18 protein-coding genes are annotated in these 19,729 nt (G+C 59.1%); 4 read left to right on the plus strand and 14 right to left on the minus strand.

The features are described from left to right. The first annotated feature begins 349 nt into the window (after window positions 1-349). Complete coding sequence (locus tag VQ575_RS07230; protein WP_039594523.1) at window positions 350-1,075, plus strand: UTRA domain-containing protein; 726 nt, start codon at window positions 350-352, stop codon at window positions 1,073-1,075. A gap of 7 nt (window positions 1,076-1,082) precedes the next feature. Here the strand turns inward: VQ575_RS07230 and VQ575_RS07235 are convergent, their stop codons facing one another. The 6 genes from VQ575_RS07235 to minC form a co-directional block, all read right to left on the minus strand. Beyond that, entirely contained in the window at window positions 1,083-1,265 is a 183-nt protein-coding gene (locus tag VQ575_RS07235; RefSeq protein WP_045156649.1) for a hypothetical protein, read from the minus strand. 138 nt (window positions 1,266-1,403) lie between these two features. Further along, window positions 1,404-2,693, minus strand: coding sequence for a M18 family aminopeptidase (locus VQ575_RS07240; protein WP_325919370.1), 1,290 nt, complete (start codon window positions 2,691-2,693; stop codon window positions 1,404-1,406). Between the two features lie 84 nt (window positions 2,694-2,777). Continuing rightward, a complete protein-coding gene (locus VQ575_RS07245) occupies window positions 2,778-3,413 on the minus strand; it encodes an RluA family pseudouridine synthase (protein ID WP_018612476.1) in 636 nt (211 codons plus the stop codon). 100 nt (window positions 3,414-3,513) lie between these two features. Continuing rightward, on the minus strand, window positions 3,514-3,768 hold the full coding sequence (gene minE, locus VQ575_RS07250; RefSeq protein ID WP_039594520.1) for a cell division topological specificity factor MinE: 255 nt from the start codon (window positions 3,766-3,768) through the stop codon (window positions 3,514-3,516). Further along, entirely contained in the window at window positions 3,768-4,580 is an 813-nt protein-coding gene (minD, locus tag VQ575_RS07255) for a septum site-determining protein MinD (RefSeq protein ID WP_039594519.1), read from the minus strand. The genes minE and minD overlap by 1 nt, the downstream gene beginning before the upstream one ends. 202 nt (window positions 4,581-4,782) lie before the next feature. Beyond that, on the minus strand, window positions 4,783-5,517 hold the full coding sequence (gene minC, locus VQ575_RS07260; protein ID WP_045156646.1) for a septum site-determining protein MinC: 735 nt from the start codon (window positions 5,515-5,517) through the stop codon (window positions 4,783-4,785). A gap of 118 nt (window positions 5,518-5,635) precedes the next feature. On the opposite strand from minC, the gene VQ575_RS07265 reads away from it, so the two are divergent. Together VQ575_RS07265 and VQ575_RS07270 are read left to right on the plus strand one after the other, a co-directional pair. Then, complete coding sequence (locus VQ575_RS07265; protein ID WP_325919371.1) at window positions 5,636-6,568, plus strand: lipid A biosynthesis lauroyl acyltransferase; 933 nt, start codon at window positions 5,636-5,638, stop codon at window positions 6,566-6,568. A gap of 36 nt (window positions 6,569-6,604) precedes the next feature. After that, window positions 6,605-7,765 carry a patatin-like phospholipase family protein gene (locus VQ575_RS07270; RefSeq protein WP_039594517.1) on the plus strand — a complete coding sequence of 387 codons (1,161 nt, stop codon included), beginning with the start codon at window positions 6,605-6,607 and terminating at the stop codon, window positions 7,763-7,765. 34 nt (window positions 7,766-7,799) lie between these two features. Here the strand turns inward: VQ575_RS07270 and VQ575_RS07275 are convergent, their stop codons facing one another. From VQ575_RS07275 to puuE, 6 genes are all read right to left on the minus strand, one after another. Further along, window positions 7,800-8,585 carry an outer membrane protein OmpK gene (locus tag VQ575_RS07275; protein ID WP_325919372.1) on the minus strand — a complete coding sequence of 262 codons (786 nt, stop codon included), beginning with the start codon at window positions 8,583-8,585 and terminating at the stop codon, window positions 7,800-7,802. A 383-nt stretch (window positions 8,586-8,968) separates the two neighbouring features. After that, entirely contained in the window at window positions 8,969-10,264 is a 1,296-nt protein-coding gene (locus VQ575_RS07280) for a urate hydroxylase PuuD (protein WP_039594515.1), read from the minus strand. Window positions 10,265-10,315: 51 nt separating this feature from the next. Continuing rightward, complete coding sequence (locus tag VQ575_RS07285; protein WP_039594514.1) at window positions 10,316-10,819, minus strand: ureidoglycolate lyase; 504 nt, start codon at window positions 10,817-10,819, stop codon at window positions 10,316-10,318. A gap of 166 nt (window positions 10,820-10,985) precedes the next feature. Beyond that, window positions 10,986-11,981, minus strand: a complete 996-nt coding sequence (gene alc, locus VQ575_RS07290) for an allantoicase (protein WP_039594513.1) — start codon at window positions 11,979-11,981, stop codon at window positions 10,986-10,988. Between the two features lie 66 nt (window positions 11,982-12,047). Continuing rightward, the gene (gene uraD / locus VQ575_RS07295) at window positions 12,048-12,563 is read right to left on the minus strand and encodes a 2-oxo-4-hydroxy-4-carboxy-5-ureidoimidazoline decarboxylase (protein WP_039594512.1); all 516 of its coding nucleotides are present in this window, start codon (window positions 12,561-12,563) and stop codon (window positions 12,048-12,050) included. Beyond that, window positions 12,560-13,486, minus strand: a complete 927-nt coding sequence (gene puuE, locus VQ575_RS07300) for an allantoinase PuuE (protein WP_325919373.1) — start codon at window positions 13,484-13,486, stop codon at window positions 12,560-12,562. Before puuE ends, uraD begins: the two co-directional genes overlap by 4 nt. Before the next feature lie 410 nt (window positions 13,487-13,896). Here puuE and uraH point away from each other — a divergent pair, with 410 nt between their 5' ends. After that, entirely contained in the window at window positions 13,897-14,250 is a 354-nt protein-coding gene (gene uraH / locus VQ575_RS07305; protein WP_039594510.1) for a hydroxyisourate hydrolase, read from the plus strand. Window positions 14,251-14,379: 129 nt separating this feature from the next. Here the strand turns inward: uraH and VQ575_RS07310 are convergent, their stop codons facing one another. Further along, window positions 14,380-15,342, minus strand: coding sequence for a hypothetical protein (locus VQ575_RS07310; protein WP_325919374.1), 963 nt, complete (start codon window positions 15,340-15,342; stop codon window positions 14,380-14,382). A 633-nt stretch (window positions 15,343-15,975) separates the two neighbouring features. Continuing rightward, window positions 15,976-19,716, minus strand: a complete 3,741-nt coding sequence (locus VQ575_RS07315; protein ID WP_325919375.1) for a calcium-binding protein — start codon at window positions 19,714-19,716, stop codon at window positions 15,976-15,978. Between the last annotated feature and the right edge of the window lie 13 nt (window positions 19,717-19,729).

Here is a 19,729-nt window from a genome sequence, read left to right on the forward strand (position 1 = left end):
CCGAAGCTCCTATGGGCGTTTTCAACGCTGCGATTGCGGTTGTGTTGGTCTAGGTCAGCAATACCTGAGCCAATGTAGGCGTCTCCCATGACATTTTGATGTCGACGGGAAGTTCGCCAGCAATCGTCGGGCTCACGGAGAGTCGCTGTGGGATAAGCGTAGACCATGAGCAAACACCCGCTCCGCAAGGCCCTGGCCGTTTAATTGCAAGTGCATGTGTGACCGTTCGGCGGTTGTGTCATCTATCAGTCATGCGCAGTGCCTAGGCTTGCAGGCATGAGACGTGGATCGATGCGCCATCGAATCCTGCCCCGAAACAGTGCTGGTCTAGTCCAGATAGGTAACGTTGATGCGCGTTGAGACAACCAAAGCGGTGACAACTATCGGGCAGGTCCTGCAAGAGCAACTTGACCACGGCTTGCTGGCGCCGGGTAGCAAGTTGCCGGCCGAACGCAAGTTGAGCGAGTTGTTCGGGACCACCCGGATCACCGTGCGTGAGGCTTTGTTGCAGCTCGAAGCCCAAGGGCAGATTTACCGGGAGGAGCGCCGGGGCTGGTTTGTCTCGCCGCCACGGCTGGCTTACAACCTGATGCAGCGTAGCCATTTCCACGCGATGGTCGCTGCCCAGGGGCGGGTGCCGTCTACCCAGGTGATCTCGGCCCGCCTGCAACCTGCTTCGGCGGCGGTCTGCGCCTGGTTGCAACTGCCGGCGTTGTCCAGCGTCATCCAGATCTGTCGAACCCGGCGCATCGATGAGCGACTGGTGCTGTACGTCGAACACTACCTGAACCCGGCGTATTTCCCGGGCATCCTTGAATTTGACCTTAACCAGTCGATGACTGAGCTGTATGCGCGTCATTACGACCTGCATTACGGTCGGGTGAAGTTCGAGATCGTGCCCACCTCGCTACAACCTGAAGCGGCAGCGGCATTGAAAGTATCGGTTGGCAGCCCCGGGCTTCGGATTGCACGGGTCAACTACGACCAGCATCAACGGCTGATCGATTGCGATCTTGAGTTCTGGCGGCACGATGCAATCCACGTCGGCGTGGACGTGCCGGAACAACCCGTCTGAGGCGTATTCAGTAGGACTCGTTGAGTTTCGCCAGGATCCGGAACAACACGGTGACCAGAATCAGCAACATGCCGATCCACATGGCAAACACCCCGACGTTCTTGTCGCGGAAGTTAAAGCCGATGGCGAGCAGGACCATGCCGGCAATGATGGGCACCAGCATGGCGTTGAACGAGGACATGGAGATCATGGCGACTGCCTTGTCGGGAAGGATAAGGTCAGTCTAGTTGGGGTTTGGCGGGGATGGGCTGACGTGTGTCACAGGCTGCTTCAGAATCTGGAGTGAACACTGTTGTGGCGAGGAAGCAAGCTCCCTCGCCACCAAGGCTCAGGGCAACTCGCGAGATGCGTAGAACGCGCTCAGCACTTTCACCAGGTGCGCCAGGTCATGGCTGCCGCACAGCTCACGGATCGAATGCATGGCGAAGGTCGGCAGGCCGATGTCCACCGTGCGCACGCCCAACTGGCTGGCGGTGATCGGGCCGATGGTGGAGCCGCAACCCATGTCGCTGCGCACCACGAAGCTCTGCACTGGCACTTCTTCGGCCATGCACAGGTGACGGAAGAATCCGGCGGTTTCGCTGTTGGTGGCGTAGCGTTGGTTGGTGTTGACCTTGATCACCGGGCCGGCGTTGAGCTTGGGGCCATGGTTGGCGTCGTGCTTGTCGGCATAGTTGGGGTGTACGCCGTGGGCATTGTCCGCGGAGACCAGCAGGGATTTCTGAATGGTGCGTACGAATTCTTCTCCTTCGGGCAGAAGACGCCGCAGGGTCTGTTCGAGCATCGGCCCGTCCGCGCCACACGCCGAGGCAGAGCCGACTTCTTCATGATCATTGCACACCAGCACGCAAATTTCGTCGGTCTCGGCGCTCAGCAAGGCTTGCAGGCCCGCGTAGCACGACAGCAGGTTATCCAGGCGCGCGCCCGCGATGAAGTCGCCGTGCAGGCCAATGACCGCCGCGCTTTGCGTGTCGTAGAAGCTCAACTCGTAATCGAGCACCACGTCGGCGTTCAGGCCGTGTTCACGAGCGAGTTGATCGGTGAGCACGGCGCGGAAGTCGACGCGTTCGTCGCCGGCGAACTGGGCGAGGATCGGTGGCAGCTCGTTTTGCGGATTGATCGCCCAGCCCTGGTTGGCTTCGCGGTTGAGATGGATGGCCAGGTTTGGAATCGTGGCGATCGGCGCCTTGAAGTCGATCAACTGGCTCTCGACCTTGCCGTCACGGCGGAAGGTCACACGGCCGGCCAACGACAGGTCGCGGTCGAACCACGGCGCCAGCAGGGCGCCGCCGTACACTTCGACGCCTAGCTGCCAGAACCCCTGGCGTTGCAGTTCCGGCTGCGGCTTGACCCGCAGGCAAGGGCTGTCGGTGTGGGCGCCGACCAGGCGGATGCCGTCGTGCAGTGGTGAGTTGCGGCCCAGTTTGAAAGCGATGATCGAGGAATCGTTGCGCGTGACGTAATAACGACCATTGGCCTCGGTGGCCCAGGTTTCGCGCTCATCAAGACGCTGGTAACCCGCCGCCTCCAGGCGCTGGGCAAGACTGGCGGTGGCGTGGAACGGGGTAGGGGAGGCCTTGAGGAAATCGATCAGGCCTTGGTTCAACTCTGCGCGCATAAGTAGCTCCAGACAGCAATGGGCTGGAGTTTACCGTATTAGCAGCGTCGATGATCATCCCCGCCACGATATGGCTACTGCTTGCTAAAACGGCGCCGGACACTCGAAGCGCAGGCGCTCGCCGCTTTGCGGGTGGGTGAAGCTGAGCATGCTGGCGTGCAGGCACAGGCGTGGCCAGGCGGCGAGGGCTTGCGGGTGGGCATAGAGTCCATCGCCCAGCAGCGGATGGCCGATGGAAAGCATGTGCACGCGCAATTGGTGCGAGCGTCCGGTGATTGGCGTCAGTTCGACTCGGCACCAGTCGCCGCAACGTTCCAGTACGCGCCAGAACGTCAGGGCGTGTTTGCCCTGCTCATGGTCCACCACATGCCGAGGTTTGGTCGGCGGGTCGTAGCGCAGGGGCAAGTCGATACTGCCGCTGTCCAGTTCCGGTTGGCCCCAGCACAACGCTGTGTAGGCTTTTTCAGTTTCTCGATCATGAAACTGCCGGGATAACTCACGATGAGTGTCCGGATCGCGGGCCAGCAGGATGATGCCGGAAGTTTCCCAGTCGAGCCGGTGCACGATTCGCGCTTCCGGGTAGCCGTTTTCCTGCAGGCGGGTGATCAGGCAATCCTTGTTGTCGTCTGCCCGGCCTGGCACGGACAGCAGCAGGGTCGGTTTGTCGACCACGAGCACGGCGGCATCCTGATGGATGATGCGAATGTTGGACAGGGGCATTAAACAGTCTCGTACAAACGCCAACGGCGGCTCGGGCCCTGCTCAAATCCCGAGGGAAGAGAGGAGAGGGCCCGAGCCGCCGTGGCTACCGCTGGATCGATCAGCGATCCGGCAGGGTGATATTGAGTTCCAGAATCGAGCAGCTGCCCTGGCTTTCCAGCGCCACATGCACGTCATCGTTGCCGATATTGACGTACTTGCGGATCACTTCCACCAGTTCCTTCTGCAAGGCTGGCAGGTAGTCAGGGGTGCTGCGTTGGCCGCGTTCGTGCGCCACGATGATCTGTAGACGCTCTTTCGCGACCGAGGCGGTACTTGGCTTTTTGTTGGCACGAAAGAAGTCAAAAAGGTTCATTACCTACCTCCAAACAGACGCTCGAAGAATCCCTTCTTCTCGACGTTCAGGAACCGGTGTTCCAGGTCTTTGCCCAGCAGGCGATCAACGGTATCGCTGTAGGCCTGGCCGGCGTCGCTCTGATCGTCGAGGATCACCGGCACGCCCTGGTTGGATGCCTTGAGCACCGCCTGGGATTCCGGGATTACGCCGAGGAGCCTGACGGCGAGAATTTCCTTGACGTCTTCGACGCCGAGCATCTCGCCCTTTTCCACGCGCTCTGGGTGGTAGCGGGTAATCAGCAAGTGTTCCTTGATCGGCTCTTCGCCCTTCTCGGCGCGACGAGACTTGCTTGCCAGAAGGCCCAGCATGCGATCCGAGTCACGTACCGACGAGACTTCCGGGTTGGTCACGACGATCGCTTCGTCAGCGAAGTACATGGCCAGGTGGGCACCTTTTTCGATACCGGCCGGGGAGTCGCAGACCACGAACTCGAAGTCTTCCTTGAGCTGCATCAGGACTTTTTCCACGCCTTCCTGGGTCAGCGCGTCCTTGTCGCGGGTCTGGCTGGCGGCCAGCACGTACAGGTTTTCGAGGCGTTTGTCCTTGATCAGGGCTTGTTGCAGGTTCGCTTCGCCATTGACCACATTGACGAAGTCATAGACCACGCGACGCTCGCAACCCATGATCAGGTCGAGGTTACGCAGGCCGACGTCGAAGTCGACGATGACTGTTTTGTGGCCGCGCAAGGCGAGGCCGGTACCGATAGCGGCGCTGGTGGTGGTCTTACCCACACCACCCTTGCCGGATGTAACCACGAGAATCTTGGCCAAGGTGTTTCACCCCTAAGGAAAAAGGACTGTGTCAGCCCCTGAAAAACATCTCTGGAAAACTGCTGCAACTGGACAGGCTTGGCTGGAATCGGATATGGGGGCGGGGTCTACCTCCGGTAAACACTGCCTGATCCTTTTTCCTACGTCGTTTAAGCTGTTTTCGCTAAGTTTTAGAGATGCTTGGAAAATGCGGCAGTATCCGTTAAAGCCGAATGATGTTCAACACGTCGCCCGACAGGCTGACCTGGACGCCGGCACCCCACAACGGGTCGCGACGCAAGTCCTCGGAGACCTTGTATTGCCCGGCGATGGAAACCAGTTCGGCGCTCAACTGCTGACAGAAGATCCTTGCCTTGGTGTCGCCCTTGACACCGGCCAGCGCACGGCCGCGCATCGGGCCGTATACATGGATGTTGCCATCGGCCAGAAGTTCCGCGCCCGGACTGACCGAGGACACGATGACCAGATCGCCACCCTGGGCATAAATCTGCTGTCCGCCGCGCACCGGCGAGGTGATGACTCGGGTAGGCTTGATGGTGGGCTCGGGCGGTTTCTCCGGTTTTTTCGGTTCGGCCGGGCTCAGCTCCAACACCCGCTCACGGGCGCCGGACGGCGGCAGTACCGGAATATCCACGGCGATCGCGGCGGCAATGTCTTCGATACGGCTGGCGCGGATCGCCAGGGTGCGCAGGCCGTGTTGGCGGCAGACGCGCATCAGGCCTGGCAAGTCCACTGAACCTTCGCCGGCCGGCAGCTTGTCCAGCGCCAATACCAGCGGTGCGTTGCTGAAGAAATTCGGGGCCTGGGCGACTTTTGCCGCCAACTGCCGGTCAAGACCTTCCAGGTCGTTACGGGCCAGTTCCAGCACCGTGATGGCGAGCATGCTGCCCTTCAGCTGGAACACGGGATCTTGGTCTAGCGGTTCGGTTTGGCTCATGGTCGGCGTACAACGACTTGTCACTAAAAGTGCCGAGACTTATAACGAGATCGCCCGCGAGCCGCAAGCCGGGTCGAACAATGTAGAATGCGCGGCCGAGGTCTTTGTGGAAGCTGTAATGGATCGCCCGCGTTTTCGAGCTGCTTTTTTTCACCCGCGTTTCTGGCTGCTGTGGTGTGGCCTAGGATTGTTGTGGCTGATCGTTCAGTTGCCCTATCCGTTGCTGCTGCGAATCGGTCGTGGGCTGGGCGCGCTGATGTACCGGGTCGCAGGCGACCGGCGGCGCATCGCCCGTCGCAACCTGGAGCTGTGTTTCCCCGAAAAGCCAGCCGCCGAACGCAAGCGTTTGCTCAAGGAAAACTTTGCGTCCACTGGCATCGCGTTTTTCGAAATGGCCATGAGCTGGTGGTGGTCGCGTTCGCGCCTGGCGAAGCTGGCCCACGTCGAAGGCCTGGAGCATCTCAAGCAAGCCCAGCGCGATGGCAAGGGTGTGATCCTGATGGCGCTGCATTTCACCACGCTGGAAATCGGCGCCGCATTGCTGGGCCAGCAACACACCATCGACGGCATGTACCGAGAGCACAAGAACCCGTTGTTCGACTACATCCAGCGCCGCGGCCGCGAACGGCATAACCTCGATTCCCTGGCCGTGGAGCGCGATGATGTGCGCGGCATGCTCAAGCTGCTGCGCGCCGGTCGAGCGATCTGGTACGCGCCGGACCAGGACTACGGCGCCAAGCAAAGCATATTTGTGCCATTGTTTGGCATCCAGGCGGCAACAGTCACCGCCACCACTAAATTCGCCCGCCTGGGCAAGGCGTTGGTCGTACCGTTCGTCCAGGAACGCCTGGCTGATGGCAGCGGCTATCGCCTGGTGATCCAGGCGCCGCTGGGGGATTTTCCGGGGGAGACCGAGGAAGCCGATTGCATTCGCATCAACCAATGGGTGGAAAAATCGGTCAGCCAGTGTCCCGAGCAGTACCTCTGGGCCCATCGGCGCTTCAAGACCCGTCCGCCGGGCGAGCCGAAGCTGTACGACAAACGCGGTTGAGTATGTAGCCTAATTGACTGAGCACGGAGCATTGCGATGACCCCAGCTGAACCGGTGACAGGTTTGATTCTTTCCGGCGGCGGGGCTCGAGCGGCATATCAAGTGGGCGTATTGGCGGCCATCGCCGAATTATTGCCGGATGGGGCGCGAAACCCGTTTCCGGTGATCGTCGGCACGTCGGCCGGCGCGATCAATGCGGTCAGCCTGGCGAGCGGGGCGACCGATTTCAAGACCGCCACCGAGCGTTTGACTGCGTTTTGGCAGGCGGTGCGCAGCCATCAGGTGATGCGCAGCGACTGGCGCGGCGTGGTCGCTCAGGCGACGCGTTTCATCACGCACAGCCTATTGGGCCTGGGGGCCAAGTTGCCGGTAGCGCTGGTGGACAGTTCGCCGTTGCGCGACTTGCTCCAGGCCCAGTTCCACGCGTCGGGTATCGAACAGGCAATCGCCGAGCACCAGTTGCGGGCGGTGGCTGTGACGGCGTTCGGCTACGAGTCCGGACAGGCGGTGACGTTCTACCAAGGACGCGGCACCATTGGTGCCTGGTTGCGACATCGGCGCATCGGTGTGCCCACGCAGTTGTCGGTGGAGCATCTGCTGGCCAGTTCGGCGATCCCCTTGCTGTTCGCGCCGGTCAAGATCGGCCCCCAGTACTTTGGCGACGGCGCGGTGCGCCAATCGGCACCCATCAGTCCAGCGTTGCACTTGGGGGCCAATCGTGTGCTGGTCATCGGTGTCAGCGGCAATCCGCGCGGTGCGGGTGGGCAAACTCCCCAGGAGCGCAGCTACACCGGCCTGCAACCTACCTTGGCGCAGATCGGCGGCCACATGCTCAACAGCACGTTCATCGACAGCCTGGAAAGCGACATCGAGTTGTTGGAACGCCTCAACCAGTTCAGCCATCTGCTGCCCGACGGCGTTCCGGCCCACACCCTCGGCGCGGCACCGGTGGAGGTGCTGGTGATTTCGCCAAGCCAGCCGATCGATGAGATTGCCGCGCGTCATCGCCAGGAATTGCCCCGTGCATTGCGGCTGTTCTTGCGCGGGCCGGGGGCGACGAAGACCAGCGGGGCCGGGGTACTGAGCTATCTGCTGTTCGAGGCGGGATATTGTGGGGAATTGATCGAGCTGGGACGTCAGGATGCGCTGGCGCAGCGTGAGGCGTTGAGCCGGTTCCTGGGGTTGGCTCACATTTGATGTGGGAGCGGGCTTGCCCGCTCCATGAAGCGGATCAGAAGTGATACTTCAACAAGAAACTGGTATTGCTCTGGTTGGTCTTGAAACTACCGCTGTCTTCGATCGCGTACTTGTTTTTCCAGTAATCGTATTCCACCCCGACATATAACTGCTTGGCGCCCAGCTTCAAGGCCTTGCCCAGGTCATATTTGATCTGCGGAACGATGTGCAGGTTGGCGTGGTAAGTGCCTTTTGAGTTCGTGTCGTTATCCACGACCCAGTCGATGAAACCGTCGAACAGGATATCGGATGAACCCACCGGCACGGTGTAGGCCCAGACCGGGGTGATCTGCCAGACGTTGTCGCCGGCGCGCGATCCTTCGGTCTGGCGGTTGTAGAAATTCAACTGGAAATAATCGAAACCGGGGATCGCCAGGTCTAAGCCCGGGCCGATCAGGTACGACTCGTTGTCGCCCTCCCCGAACTCATACGTCATTGCCAGCAGCACGTCCTTGATTGGTCCCATCTCAAACTTCCGATCAACTATCTTGCCGAACGACAAGCGTGGGCTGAACTCGCCGTAATAGGTATTGGGACCGGACTGGCTGTCGTCCTGGCCGTTATAGAAGATTCGGTCGAGGAAGAAAAAATTGTCGCCGTATTTCCAGGCATCGGCGTGCTCGAACGTCACGGTCTGCTGGATGCGTGGGTTGATCTGGAAGTCCTTGCCGTAGAGGTAGCTCAGGCTGTTGTTCTGCCATTGGAACAGGTCGCCCGCCACGGCTTGGCCCCCGGCCAACAAAGATCCCGCAACGATCAGGTTGGTGCACGTACGTTTCATTCGGTTTGCTCCCAAAGGTAAGTGGTATCGCGTTTCTTGTCGTCAGCGCTCTGGTGTGGCGCTTTTTCCACGGATAAACATCCGTTCGGTCAGCTTTTTGTTTGTGACAAGAGCTGAAAAACAGCGGCATCGGTCAGGATCCGATTGTTATTTGGAGGCGTCCGGATTCGAACGGCCGCGCAGGATACGGGCTTGCATGGAGAGGCTCAAGTGCGCTGCGACAGCGCATTGGCGGCGAATGTGGGGCATTGGGGTGGGACGCGTGCATGGGGTGCTTTCCTCTTGTTGTTATTGTCGAGGCGCAGGCGGCCGCTGACGGGCGACCGGTGGTGTGCCGGTCAGCCTGTCTGCGGTATTGCATGTAGGGCGAAATGAACTGAGGACTAGTTGGTCCGCGCGCCTTGGGTGATCCAGGCGCCAATCAGGTCGCGCTCTTGCTGGGTCATCTGGGTGATATTGCCCAGTGGCATGATCTGGGTGGTCACGGCCTGGGCCTGGATGCGCGCGGCTTCTTGCTGGATCTGCTGCGGCGTATCGAACATCACCCCGCCCGGCGCCGCGCTGAACAGCGGGCTGGTGGGCTTGGCCGAGTGGCAGACCGAGCAGCGTTCCTGAATGACACTATGGACTTTCTCGAACGACGGGCCCTGGGCATTGGAGGCCTGGGCAGGCGCGGCGGCCTGTGCCGGTGCTGCGGGCTTGGCGCCGCCACCCACCGCTGTCTCCGGCAACGGCTGATACTCGATCACGCCCGGCACCTTGGCGACTTCCGGCGCGGTGGGCATCGGCTTGGGACCGGTGACATAGGCCAGGCAGATCATCGCCAACGCGCCGACCGGCAATGTCCAGGCAAACCGATTGCTGTCATGGCGCGTGTTGAAGTAGTGACGCACCAACACCGCCGCCACGGCAATACCCGCCAGGATCAGCCAGTTGTATTGGCTGCCGTAGGTGCTCGGGAAATGGTTGCTGATCATGATGAACAGCACCGGCAGGGTGAAGTAGTTGTTGTGGCGCGAGCGCAACAGGCCTTTGGCGGGCAGTGCCGGGTCGGGGGTGCGGTTCTCGGCGATGGCCGCCACCAGGGCACGTTGTGCCGGCATGATGATGCGGAACACGTTGCCGACCATGATCGTGCCGATGACCGCCCCGACATGCAGGTAGGCGCCACGACCGCTGAACACCTTGCTGAAGCCGTAGGCCGCGGCAATCAACAGCACGAACAGGATCAGGCCGAGCAGGGCGGGACGCTTGCCCAAGGCCGAGTCGCAGAGAAAGGAATAAACGAACCAGCCGACCAGCAACGAACCGATGCCCAGGGCCACGCCTTCAGCGCCGCTCAGGCTGCTGCCCGGGGCCAGCAGGTAGACGGTCGGGTTCCAATAGAAGACCACGCACAACAGCGCGACACCCGACATCCAGGTGAAGTAGGCTTCCCACTTGAACCAGTGCAGGTTGTCCGGCATGGCCGGTGGTGCGAGTTTGTATTTTTCCAGGTGGTAGATACCGCCACCGTGGATGGCCCACAAGTCGCCGGCCAGGCCGCTCCTGGGGTTGACGCGATTGAGGTTGTTTTCCAGCCAGACGAAGTAGAACGACGCGCCGATCCAAGCCACGCCAGTGATCATATGAACCCAGCGAATGCTCAGGTTCAGCCATTCCAGCAAATGTGCTTCCACAGTCTTTACCTCTCGCCCGTCACCCTTGTCTTCGGGTGATCGGACCTTCTCTTATTGGTGGGGGGCGAGGATTAAACATTCATCCTCTTTGAAGAAATGCTCATCGCAGTTATTGCCTGTGCCACTGCGATCAACCACCAGGAAGTCATCCCGCTTTTCGATCGTCAGCACCGGGTGGTGCCAGACGCCGCGATGGTAATTGATGCCCTGCCTGCCGTTGGTGACGAAGGCGCGGACCAAGCCTGATACAGGTGCATCGCCAAGTGGCGCGACCACGATCAGAAAGGGGTTGCCGAGCAGCGGAATAAAAGCCTGGCTGCCCAGCGGATGGCGCTCCAGCATGCGTACGGTCAGCGGCATGTCCAGCGCGTCGGCGCGGAAGATGCTGATGATCGCCTTGTCGTCCGGCGTGGCGGTTTCAACCGTCGCCAGGCGATGGAAGCGCATGGTCGAACCGTTGTTGATCATGAAGTGATCGCTGCCGTCGGTTTCGATCACGTCACCGAACGGGGCGAAGGCTTCTTTGGTCAATGGTTCGATCTTGAGGGTGCGCATGCGGGTTCTCTTATCCAAAATTCTGTGTTGTTAATTCAGCTTTTGTGGCGAGGGAGCTTCCTCCCGTTGGACCGGTCCGACGCCTCGGGCGCAGCAGTCCCATTTTAAGAAACGGGGTCGCTTCGCAACCCAGCGGGAGCAAGCTTGCTCGCCACAAGTGCGTCGTTTATTTAGCGACCTTGCCCAATATCCTCAGGCGACTCACGCCACCGTCCGGGAACACGTTCAGGCGGATATGGGTGATCGGTCCCAGTTCCTTGATCTGCTCGGCGAAGGTGTGTTCAGCGTGCATCTCCAGTTTCTGGCTCGGCAGCAGCTCACGCCAGAACAGCGACTGGGTTTCGATCTGGCTGTCGGTGCCGCCCTTGACGAATGCGCCCTGGATCGAGCAGCTGTCCGGATAGTTGCCCTTGAAGTGCAGGGTGTCGACGACGACTTTTTCAACGATACCGGCATGGCCCAGGGCGACGATCACCCAGTCATTGCCCGGGGTGCGACGACGGGCGGTTTCCCAGCCGTCGCCCATGTTCACGCCCCGGCCCGGGTTGAGGATGTTGCTCATGCGGCCGAAGTGCTCGTCGGAGCAGGCCAGGGCGCGGCCACCATTAAGAGCGGCAGCCAGGTCGACCTGTTCGTTGTCGCCCACGGCCGACCAGTCGCGGTACGGGACGCCATAGACCCGCAGACGGGCCACGCCGCCATCAGGGTAGATATTGAAGCGCAGGTGGCTGAAAGCCTGGTCATTGCTGATTTCGTGGTAGTGGTGGCTGTTGCCTTGCAGCTCGACGGCCGACAGCACTTCGGTCCATTGGGTGTTGTCGTCCGGCTCGCCTTCCGCCAGGAAACAGGCTTCAAGGGAGGCCGACGGCGGGTAGTTGCCGGTGAAGAATGAAGTGTCGATGTCCACGCCCTTGATCGAGCCTGGCACGCCCAGGCGGATCACCGCGCTGTCGTAGCCTTCGAAGCGCTTGCGGCGCGACTCCCAGCCGTCCATCCACTTGCCGTTGTCGTCGAACACGCCCTCCTTCCACACGGCCGGGGTCGGCTGGAACAGGCGGTTGGCGTCGGCGAACCAGTCATCGGTGACCGAGATGATCTTGGTGCCCAGGCGGGCGTCGGCCAGGTTGACGAACTTTTCGAACGGTACGGCGTAAGCTTTCATTCTTCTTGTCTGCCTTTGATAAGTTGGCTGGGGATGCTTGCAGGACCTGGTGTCAGATGCCGCTCGCTAAAGGGTCAGTAATCGGAACAACGCGATCTTGTTGATCTCCGCCAGCGCGCACTTGAACTCGGCGTCTGCCGAGTGATGGATGCGCGTTTCGAACGCCGCGAGGATCTGATGCCGGTTGCTGCCTTTTACCGCCATGATGAAGGGAAACTTGAACTTGGCCTTGTAGGCGTCGTTCAGCTCGGTGAAGCGCTGGAACTCTTCGGCCGTGCATTGGTGAATACCGGCGCCGGCCTGTTCGTTCGTGCTGGCTTCGGTCAGTTGGCCCTGGACGGCAGCTTTACCGGCCAGGTCCGGGTGAGCGTTGATCAGCGCCAGTTGGCTGGCGTGATCGGCGCTCAACAGGATGTCGCTCATGCGCTGGTGCAGGGTCTCGATTTCGTCGATCGAGGGGTCCTGGCCCAGGTCGAAGGCCTTCTCGGCCACCCATGGCGAATGTTCGTAGATGTCGGCGAAGGCTTTGACGAACGCTTCGCGGCTCAAGGTGGAAGGCTTGAGTGTCTGGAAAGCGGTCATTTGGACGCCCCCTGATACGGATGGGTTTGCTGCCAGTGGCGAGCGATGTCGACGCGGCGGCTGAACCACACCTGCTCATGGCCCTTGGCGTATTCGAGGAAACGCTTGAGAGAGGCCAGGCGCGCAGGACGGCCGATCAGGCGGCAGTGCAGGCCGATGGAAAGCATCTTGGGTGCTTCGGCGCCTTCGGCGTACAACACGTCGAAAGCGTCCTTGAGGTACTGGAAGAAATCGTCGCCCTTGTTGAAACCCTGCACCTGGGTGAAGCGCATGTCGTTGGTGTCGAGGGTGTAGGGAATCACCAGGTGCGGCTTGCCGGTAGGGTTGTTCGGCTCCCAGTAGGGCAGGTCATCGTCGTAGGTGTCGCTGTCGTAGAGGAAACCGCCTTCTTCCATCACCAGCCGGCGGGTGTTGGGACCGGTTCGGCCGGTGTACCAGCCCAGCGGCCGCTCGCCGGTGATTTCGGTGAGGATGCGGATCGCTTCGAGCATGTGCTCGCGTTCCTGGGCTTCATCCATGTATTGGTAATCGATCCAGCGATAGCCGTGGCTGCAGATTTCGTGACCGGCGGCGACCATGGCTCGAATCACGTCCGGATGGCGCTGGGCGGCCATGGCAACGGCAAAAATCGTCAGGGGAATGTCGAATTCCTTGAACAGCTTGAGGATCCGCCAGACGCCGGCACGGCTGCCATACTCGTACAGCGATTCCATGCTCATGTTGCGCTCGCCCTGCAGCGGTTGCGCCGCGACCATTTCCGAAAGGAACGCTTCGGATTCCTTATCGCCATGGAGGACGTTGCGCTCGCCGCCTTCTTCGTAATTGAGCACGAAGGACAGGGCGATGCGGGCATTGCCCGGCCATTGGGGATGGGGAGGGTTACTGCCGTAACCGATCAGGTCGCGTGGGTAGTCAGCGCTCACTGCAGTTTTCCTTCTTGTTCGAACCATGTAGGTGGCGCCCTGGTGATGAATCTCCGGCTGGCGTCACGACGATGGGTTGATTGTATACAACTTTATTTGCGACTTGTAAGCCTGTTTTTTGCATTTTTTGCCACGAGGTTGCGTTGTCTACGCTGCAAGAAATCTGCCTGACTGGTCAGTTATTGCCGCATCAGCTAGCGTAAGCGCTGGGTCAGGCGAAAAACGGGCGCCAATCCTTGTTGCCGGAGACACAAGGCAGTTGCGAAAAATTTATTGTGTACAATCCTTGTTTAAAGTGTCTTAATTCGTCATCGCCGTATCGTTGTGTGCTCCGCAACGGTGCGGCCTGTCTTTCAACTGATTCAGGAGGCGTCGGGCCGGACTGCACAGCAGCGAGGCGCGCACAATCAATGGGACGTTTGACTACTCACGTTTTGGATGCCGCACACGGCTGCCCTGGGAGCTCGATCAGAATCGAGCTGTACCGTGTCGATGGTTCGCAGTTGCAGTTGGTCGCCAGTGCAACGACCAACAGCGACGGTCGTTGCGACGCGCCGCTGTTGCAGGGGGACGATTACCGCAGCGGGGTCTACCAGATCCAATTTCACGCCGGGGACTATTACCGCGCCCGTGGCGTTCAACTGGCCGAGCCGGCCTTTCTCGATGTGGTGGTGCTGCGCTTCGGTATTTCGCAAGAGCAGGATCATTACCACGTACCGTTACTGATATCGCCTTACGCGTATTCAACGTATCGAGGCAGTTGATCCCCCAAGCAACTGCCTTGTCCTGAAAGCGACTGCGCATAAGCTTCTTTGGTTTTCAGCCCGCTCACACTGCGGGCTTTTTTTTATGGGCGTGTCTTTTTGAACGTGGGCGACAGGTGCACTTGGCGTCTATGTATTATCCCTGACGATGAACACCGTCCCTGTTGGCGTATCGTGGCTGGGAAGTGTCTGGATGCCGCCCCTGAGGCTGATGAGCTTATTGTCGTTGTGGGCATTTTCCATTGCATTCATGGTTTCGCGACCGAGTTGATTTGACAACGCAATGCCGAAATCCCTTGGGTTGATACGCGGGATGATGATGTCTTGGGTTTCTGTGCGATGCAGTGTCATGAAAAATATGAAGTCATGCTCTGCGCGCTTGAACACCACGTTGGGAAAAGACGGTAACGAACGGGCCGGGAAAACCGTGTAGCCATTGCGTTCAAGTCGTTCGGTCATGAATTTCATGAGCTCGATATCATCCGCTATCACTGGGAAGGTACGTGACGGCGGCAAGAAAAAGCTCGGATCGAAGTCCAGTCGTGCCAATGGTCCGGTCGGGGAGGGCGATGGCAATTGAAGAGAACGATTGAACCCTGCAAGTTCCGCAGAGACGGGCAGTGTCGGTAGCATCAGAAGAGGATCGGTCAACACTGGGTGCAGCGAGGCCGTTTTATCCTTCCAGTTGTTGAACACCTGTCTCAGCGTGGTCAATCCCCGAGCATCGGCGAAATAACTGTCGTTGGCGAGTTCAAATTGTCTGCGTGAAAACTTGCTCTGGGTGTCCGCCCTCAGTTCCGGGAAGAACTCGATGGCATAGCCCACCAGCGGCTTTTCAAAAGGAAGTCTCGGATCAATCGTCCACTGGTTGTCGGGCGGTATCTGGATGGCGGCACGAGGCTGCTCATGCAAATGAAAGAAAAGAAGGTTTTCAAACGTATCGAAGTCATAAGGACGATGCCTGGGGTCCTTGATATAGATAATGGAGCGTCGCCTCGCCTTGTCGTTCTCCACCGTCTGGTAGTGATGGCCGTCTATGGTGATGCGATCGGATGCTGCATACGCCGGGGAGATACGCCAGCTGTCGATCATGGAGGGTTGTTGGGGCCCCTGGTCTCGTGTCATGGCGCCTTGCTGACGCCAGAGTGAGCTGCCCGGCATGCGTTCCAGGCGGGGGCCTGAAGGTAGGAGCTCACTGTCCAGCTTGGCCCTGAAATGTTGTTCGGAATCCCTTGCGACCTGGACCGTCTCACCGCTTTCCAAGGTGACATACGAGCGCGTGCCAAACGTCCGGATTCCGGTTGCGGTGTCTGCGACGGGTAGCCTGTCGGAGAAAGCGTTCCTGAGATAATAACGAGTCAAGGAGGTCGAGGCGCTTGGACCGGCCGTGGGTGCGGATGCGCTTAGGTTGGCTATCACGACGGTGGGAGAGGGCGCGGCATCCGATCCGGATGCTTGGCCCGTTGCGGAATCCTGCGTTGTATCAGGGTTCCATGGCCTTGTCGGCCTGGAAGGTCTTTCCGGTACCGTGTCGGGCGCAGTAGGGCCGGTTTCGGAGGAAGTACCGGCACTGCGTCGGGGTTTTTTTGGAGGTGCCATTCAGTTCGTTCGTCTCTTGTAAGAAATGAAAATGCAAATCGCCCGAGCAGGGGCTCTCGAATATCGATTCTCGTCGAGGCTCGAGCTGCAGATGCGGTACTTATGTATCGCAAAGGGATTTACCGGTTAGTGGCTGTGTTTCAGGAATTTGAGAGTGAGCTGAATGGCGAGTTGTAAAGGATCGATGTCCTGTCCGAGATACCGTTCGGTGGGTAAATGGGTTCTGCTGAAAGCCCCGAGCAATATCGTGGCAACTTCAAGGTCGTCAGCTTCTGTCGGTGTCACCCTTTCTGACAGCTCGACGAACACGCTGCGCAGGGTCTTCAATACATCAATGGAAAAGACGGCGGTTTCGTCGAGGTTGCGCTGGATGAAATTTTGAAATCGAACGATGTGGTGTTCACACAGGTTGACCTTCTTGAGTTCGCTCGCTTTCAGCAGGCGGAGTCGATCCGTACGCAGGCACCATGTCCGTTTTTCCAGATCGTAGGTGACGGTCCCTGCCGAACCATCCCTGACGGCAATATTGCGTACTTCTATTTCCGTGGCGGCCAGTGTGGACAGTTCCACTGGAAGTGTTTCGCTGGGTGTTTTCGGGGGGCGAAAATATCGGGCATCGATGGCGTCTGCATCGACACTTTCAAAGAGGATGTCGACGGCATGGACGACGCCGTTGGCAGTGATGATGTTTATCTGGTCGATCAGGTCTTGCGCGCCATATTCAGGTAGATGAATGAGCACGCTTCCGATCTGCAACAACTGGGGATGCAGCTTTATCGTTACGTGGCCAAGGCCAGTGGCGTCGAGTTCCCAAGTGGACGCCACTGGCAGTCGAGGCGTCGCAGTTGCCAGGGCGCCCGGCGTGCAGAGGCGTAGCGTCATGTGTGGCTTCAAATGAACCAGATAGGTAGAGCCTTCACCTATCAGGACTTCAACACCCGTCAACACAGGAGGCGGCGTCAACTGGGCGCATGTCGCCTGGGTACCCATGACGAAGGGCTCTTTGTCCCTTGGAAGGCGGAAGGCGTAGGTGTGCTTTGTCGGTGGGAGTGGCAATGGCAGGTCAGATGTCCAGGCCAGTGGGGCTGCTTTGGTGATTTTGCGGTCCAGGAAAACCGCGGGGGCGGGAGAGGCGGGAGCAAGCCTATAGGACTTTCCATCCTGCATGACCAGTATGAAAACGTGTTGCAACCTCAGCTTGGAATACAAGCGCCGGTCGGCCACCCTGGCGGTGTAACGTTCATCGGAGCTTGCCAGGTTCGCAATGTGTACTCGACTGTTGCCGAAGTGCAACGTCAGGTCACACTTCCCATACCGGAGGGTGTCGAGATCGCCGTCCTTCGTTAGATGGATAGTGTAGTGGGCTTCGATTTGCGTCAGTTCGGCGCTTGAATAGTCCACATGGAGCGTCGTGGCGTAGGGGCTAGGTTGTTTGATGTCCACTGTGGTTTCGCCGACAAAGCGCGAAAAAAAGTAATCGCTGTCTTTGTCGCGAGGAACTATCGATGTCCCTTTATCCAGCAAGATGGAAGGGTTCCTGGGGGTTCCTTGCTTGGTTACAACAATGCTGGCCTTGTAAGAAGCGTTCCCTTCCAGTACGTCAGGCAAGTCTGGCGCGAGCTGGTAACCCTCTTTTGTCAGGAAAATCAGTTTTTTGTTGTTGAGGTGCCGGCGATTCCCAACTGTTCTGTACACATTCCTGATGACGACGTGACGAGCATCCATATCATTCGAATCGAAAACCGAGGCAATGGTCAGGTCCTGTCCCGTGACCTGCCAGTGTTCAATCAAGTCTGCCCTCCAGTTCAGCAGGACAATGCTGCTATCCAGTCCGTCTTCCTTCAGGGTTATGCAGCCGGGTTTATGAGCAATGACGTATGAATCGTTTCCGGGGCCGCCATCGGCCTCAAGGTTATTTGCACCCAGGAGATAAATGCTGTCATCGCCGCCACCCGCTTCGATGCTGTCATGGCCCTGGGACCTGATTATATTGGCGGCATCCGTGCCCTTGATGATATTTGTGCCACCTTCGTGGATCTCGATGTTCTCGATACTCTTCAGTACGGTCTGGAGATGCTCTGTGTTGTCGGCTTTGATAATGAACACCTGGTCGCCAGCGAGATCGACACGGTATCCCCGTTTCGATAGCTGATGACCTTCGGGCCGGCCCGCCAGGATGAGTGTGTCGCTACCTTGCCCGCCATCCAGCGAGCTGGGTCCGACACTATCCTCCAGCTTGTTGGGAAGCGCGTTGGTTCCTTCAAACATGAACACATCGTCTTTTTCACCACCGCTTAGGTGTTTGATGCCGTTGCCGTAGCGAAAGGTGTTCTGCTTTTTTTCGACGCCCAGGATGGTGTCGTTGCCGTCGCCGATATTCCAGTGGACATTTTTATGCATGGCCGATGCGCCGATCGTGGCCCCGGGCGTATCGATATTGACGCCATTACGAGCATCGACCGTATCGTCGCCGTCTACAATCTTCGGTCGCTGATGGTGTTCGAGATATTTTTCACCGGTCAGCCACGAGGTTGAATTGAAAGTCACCTCTTCTAGTTCTACATGGAACGCGCCGTTCACGATGGCTTCGGTGGTGTCCTTCAGTGGTCCCTTCAACAGGAGAGCCGCTTCGGCTTGGAGCTGTTTAGTGTGTTCGGTGGTGGCTTTGGCAATGATGTAGCGGTTCTGGATTTCCTGGTCCGGTTCCAGAAGCCAGAACGCGAGCCAACCGGTGCGAAGGCGCTCATAGGCAGTGAGTTCGATGTACTCGTCGATCTCTTCGACTTGGCGGACGGCCCCCCAGATCTGCGACCCGACCGCGAGGGCGAGGCCGGCCACCAGGCCGACTGGGCCGGCGGCGGAAAAGCCGGCCAACGCTGCTACGCCTATGCCCACGGTCATCACCGCGCTGGTGATGCTCAGGGCTGCGCTGACGTAATGGTCCGTCGCTTGCCTGCCGGTGCTTTTAGCTGCCGCCTTGAAGGCGTCAACTGCGCTGACAATGTCGATCGGAAGCGTCAGTGCGCTGGCAATCAGCCCGGCGCCACGGCGCAGTCGCAAAGCCAATTGTGTCTGGGCGAAATCCTTTGCGGCGCCTTGAGCGGCCGTGAACATGCGCGTGGCTTGCCTGACGACGGCGTCTTCGACTGCGATCGATGTCATTTCCGCGGAGAGACTGATGCTGTTGAAGACAACGTTGTAGTCGTCCTTGTTCTTGATAGCGTCCTGCAGCCCTCGCAAACCACTGTAGACACCAAAGGCCTGCAGCCCCAGGCCTGTGTGGGACATGGTTGTGCTCTTGGCCTTGTTGGCCCAGGCCAGTGTGGTGTGTTGGAGGGCCTGGGGGATGTTGAGCTTTTGGGCGTAGCTCAGGATTTTATCCAGTTTTCCTTGAAGGCTAGCCGGGGCAGGCTTATCGGCGGTTTGAATCAGCAGGGGAGGGGCGGCGAGAGGTCGTTGGCAGGCCAGTTCGAACAGCAATGTCGTCAATCGGTAATCTTCGGGATCGACGATCGATCTTATCTGCGCTTCGATAGCGTCCGCGCTGAACTGCAGCGAGTTGACGAAGAATCGATTGGGTATACGCAAGAAGGTGTTCTGGCCGTTCAGGGGCTGTCCATCAATCGTTGCGCCCAACGCATCCAAGGCGGAGCGGGTCACGGTCAAGGAAGCGATATTCAGTGGGCCATATAACTCGTCCACGACGGCCAGTTGGGCACGCCTGCGTTTCCGTTCTCGATCAGCCGGCACATCATCGGCCAGGCCAAAGTCCAGGGTGCTGGCGGTCCGTTCGTTGGCGCGATCGCCAATATCGGTAACCACCACAGCAAGATCGTCCGGCGAGGGACTAGGGGGATTTTCAAGCATTCGGAACATCCAT

Origin of the sequence: Pseudomonas frederiksbergensis, from assembly GCF_035751725.1 — a bacterium.
In the GTDB taxonomy this organism is placed as follows: Bacteria; Pseudomonadota; Gammaproteobacteria; order Pseudomonadales; family Pseudomonadaceae; genus Aquipseudomonas; species Aquipseudomonas frederiksbergensis_A.